Genomic DNA, 2,968 nt, shown 5'->3' with positions numbered 1-2,968 from the left:
GGTCGTCAGTTTCGACATCTGATTTTCACGGCGCCGTCGTCTGCTGTCGGATTCCGGCCGCGGGCAGGAGCGGGCGGTTGTCTCGCCTTATCAGGCCGCTTGCCTTTACATCGCCATTGTCGACGTGCCAGAAGCGCGTTCGAACGAGCAAGCCCGATGATCGGAGAAGACTGTTGAAGCCGGACGAAATCAGAAAGCTGGACGCCTATTTCAAGCGCGTCTTCCAGAACCCCAAGCTCGAGGTCAAGGCACGGCCGCGCAAGGACGATTCGGCCGAGGTCTATGTCGGCGACGAATTCCTCGGCATCGTCTTCAAGGACGAGGACGACGGCGATTACAATTTCTCGATGGCGATCCTCGACATCGATCTGGCCTGAGCCAGCGATTTTGCGCTCGGCCGGCTCCGCCTCGAATGCGGCCGGCCGGCCGGACCTTCCGAGGCTTTCTTAACGTCCTGTTTTCAGGACGCGCCCGGCTTCAGTGGCGATTGCCGCGTCGAGCGCCTGCCAATCGCCCAGAAACTCCCTTGGGAAGCGATAGGTGAGGCTGAGCTCGTCGCCGACCTGGATGTCGCGCTCGCAAGGCGCCAGCGATTGGTCGGCACTCGGTCCGCTCAGGCAACGGGCCACAAACGGCTCCTTGCCGGGGCGATTGCCGACAACCAGCACCTCGTTCAGATAGCCTGATTTCTCGTTGAAACCATAAATCATCGTGCCGCCAGGCCCGACAATGCCGGGTTGGATGATCAACGCGCTGTAGATCGGCGCGAAGCGGCCACTCATGTCACGCGACATCATCTGCTGTTCGAAGGCCAGAAAGACGATGCTTTTGGCTGTCCCCGTATGGTTGAAATCATCCCGCGCGGCCTCGCTGTAGCCGTCCATCTGGGGATAGCGCAGATAGAGGTCGAGCCGCGAGGCGATGCCGTCGCGCCGGGCCTGGGCGAAACGGATGGCGTTGGCCGGGACCGTGATGACATTGTTGCCGATCACCACTTGGTGCATCGTTGCGTCGTCGGTGTATCCGGCCATGGCGATCGAATGGCCAAACCATTTGCCTGCAAGGCTGATCGCTGCTGAAAGCAGGGCCAGCGCCGCGAATCCGTAGAGCACCCGCTTCATCAGCCTGGAATCGACCACAGTGAGTTCGTTGGCGAGCGCTGCCTGCTTCATCTCAGTCCTCGGATCTCGGGCCGTCCGTCCGCCTCCAGTGTCCCTGGGCGGCACACATCGTACGGCACGGCTCTTGCAGCCTGCGTGGAACGACTGTGCAATTTCATGGTAAATGGAAAGTTAAGATGGGACCGCTGGAACTCACACTCTTTGCTTTTGCCGTCGGGTTGACGGCCTGCGGGCTGGCCGGATCGGCTATGGAACTGGTGTCGGGCCGCAAGGTCGCCTTCACCGAACCCTATGTGTCGCCGTCACATGTCTTGCGCTCGCTGCTCGCCACTGCCTGTGCCGGACCCTTCATGCTGGTCAATGATGCCATCGATGCCCGGCGTCAGCGCCGCATTTCAACGTTGGCGCTGATGTCCTGCGGCTGCACGGCAATTGCGTGGACCTTGGCGCTGGGCGTCGTCGTGCTTGCCATTGCCTCATGGACGGTCCGTCTCCTAGGGTCCGAGCTGCCAGCTTGAGACGATTCGGAGACCAGAAATGCCGCTTTATGCGATCGATGGAACAGAGCCCAGCTTCGCCGATGCGGGTTCGAACTGGATCGCACCCGATGCGACGCTGATCGGCGACGTCAGGGTCGGACGCAATGCCGGCTTCTGGTTCGGCGCCGTCATCCGCGGCGACAATGAGCCCATCGTCATCGGTGCCGACACCAATGTGCAGGAACATACGGTCATGCACACCGATCCCGGTTTCCCGCTGACGATCGGGGAAGGCTGCACGATCGGCCACCGCGCCTTGCTGCATGGCTGCACGATCGGCGACAACAGCCTGATCGGCATGGGCGCCATCGTGCTGAACGGCGCGAAAATCGGCAGGAATTGCCTGGTCGGCGCCGGTGCGCTGGTCACCGAAGGCAAGGAATTCCCGGACAATTCGCTGATCGTCGGTTCGCCGGCCAAGGCGATCAGGGTGCTGGACGACGCGGCCGTGGCCAGGTTGCGCGGCTCGGCGGCGCACTATGTCGCCAATGGCAAACGCTTCAAGGCGGGGTTGAAGAAGGTCTGAGATCAGCCTGGCATTTGCTGGCGGTGGTTTCGTCGCGCCCCAACTCACTGTCCGTCAGTTGCGCCCGGCCATCGCATCGCGCAGCAAGGAAGCACCGCCTTCAAAGCCGGCAATCTCGGCTTCCTCGATCGCGGTCCTGTAGTCATCGATGCGGGTTTCGAGCACCGGGTCGGCGCCCGCCGCCAAAAGCAGGCCGATCGCATCGACACTGCGGATGGCCACCGAATAGTGCAGCGGCGTCCAGTCGTTGACGCCCCGCATGTTGGGGTCGGCACCGCCGTCGATCAAAACCCGCACGATGTCCAGCCGGTCGGCGCGGTCGGTGGACAGCGCTGCAATGATGGACGGAAACCCACCGTGATCCTGATAGTTTGGATTCGAGCCGGCATCCAGCAAAGACGAGATGAAGCCGACGGGGCTCCAATAGATCGCATATTCCAGCGGATGCCCGAGGCCGAGCTCGAACGGCATGCGCTCGTCGAACCAGCGGGAAGAGCCGCCCAACGCCACGCCGAGGCCCTCGAAGTCGCCGGCCTTGAAGGCATCGTCGATAACGTTGAACAGGCGATGGCGCTCGCATCGATCTTCCGGGATTTCCAACATGGCCGTGATCCAGAAGGCGAAACTGACGGCCTATAGTGCCTCGATCTTCCGGGCGTGGGAAGGCGGGACGATTCGACTGAATGAGATTGGGATCTTCAGCCTACCGCAGGCTGATTGGTTTTCGATTCTCCGCCAGAAATGGCGGAGCCGGCCCGGGGACGGGGCCGGCTCCTTTCACC

General features: G+C 62.1%; 6 protein-coding genes. 4 read left to right on the top strand and 2 right to left on the bottom strand.

Annotated elements, in window-relative coordinates; genetic code table 11:
• Window positions 1-173: 173 nt before the first annotated feature.
• Window positions 174-377 carry a DUF3126 family protein gene (locus EN984_RS28825; protein WP_013531334.1) on the top strand — a complete coding sequence of 68 codons (204 nt, stop codon included), beginning with the start codon at window positions 174-176 and terminating at the stop codon, window positions 375-377.
• A 69-nt stretch (window positions 378-446) separates the two neighbouring features.
• Here the strand turns inward: EN984_RS28825 and EN984_RS28820 are convergent, their stop codons facing one another.
• Window positions 447-1,172 (bottom strand): hypothetical protein, encoded by a 726-nt coding sequence (locus tag EN984_RS28820; RefSeq protein WP_127271611.1) that lies wholly within the window; start codon window positions 1,170-1,172, stop codon window positions 447-449.
• Window positions 1,173-1,297: 125 nt separating this feature from the next.
• Between EN984_RS28820 and EN984_RS28815 the strand changes: the two genes are divergently transcribed.
• Both EN984_RS28815 and EN984_RS28810 read left to right on the top strand, forming a co-directional pair.
• Window positions 1,298-1,639 (top strand): hypothetical protein, encoded by a 342-nt coding sequence (locus EN984_RS28815; protein ID WP_127271612.1) that lies wholly within the window; start codon window positions 1,298-1,300, stop codon window positions 1,637-1,639.
• Window positions 1,640-1,658: 19 nt separating this feature from the next.
• Window positions 1,659-2,186, top strand: a complete 528-nt coding sequence (locus EN984_RS28810; RefSeq protein ID WP_127271824.1) for a gamma carbonic anhydrase family protein — start codon at window positions 1,659-1,661, stop codon at window positions 2,184-2,186.
• A 54-nt stretch (window positions 2,187-2,240) separates the two neighbouring features.
• On the opposite strand, the gene EN984_RS28805 is transcribed toward EN984_RS28810, so the two are convergent.
• Window positions 2,241-2,789 (bottom strand): ankyrin repeat domain-containing protein, encoded by a 549-nt coding sequence (locus EN984_RS28805; protein ID WP_127271822.1) that lies wholly within the window; start codon window positions 2,787-2,789, stop codon window positions 2,241-2,243.
• On the opposite strand from EN984_RS28805, the gene EN984_RS38335 reads away from it, so the two are divergent.
• Window positions 2,788-2,968: hypothetical protein (locus EN984_RS38335; RefSeq protein ID WP_206517500.1), on the top strand; the 181-nt coding region annotated here is incomplete at its 3' end. The genes EN984_RS28805 and EN984_RS38335 overlap by 2 nt on opposite strands.

The sequence above is a fragment of the Mesorhizobium sp. M7A.F.Ca.CA.004.12.1.1 genome (assembly GCF_003997835.1).
Lineage (GTDB): Bacteria > Pseudomonadota > Alphaproteobacteria > Rhizobiales > Rhizobiaceae > Mesorhizobium.
The sequence above is the reverse complement of the archived record's forward strand: the minus strand, read 5'-3'. Positions and strand labels throughout refer to the sequence as shown.

Coding starts and splice junctions, on each gene's coding strand:
- EN984_RS28820 (WP_127271611.1), bottom strand. CDS start 1,172: ATGAAGCAGGCAGCGCTCGCCAACGAACTCACTGTGGTCGATTCCAGG.
- EN984_RS28815 (WP_127271612.1), top strand. CDS start 1,298: ATGGGACCGCTGGAACTCACACTCTTTGCTTTTGCCGTCGGGTTGACG.
- EN984_RS28810 (WP_127271824.1), top strand. CDS start 1,659: ATGCCGCTTTATGCGATCGATGGAACAGAGCCCAGCTTCGCCGATGCG.
- EN984_RS28805 (WP_127271822.1), bottom strand. CDS start 2,789: ATGTTGGAAATCCCGGAAGATCGATGCGAGCGCCATCGCCTGTTCAAC.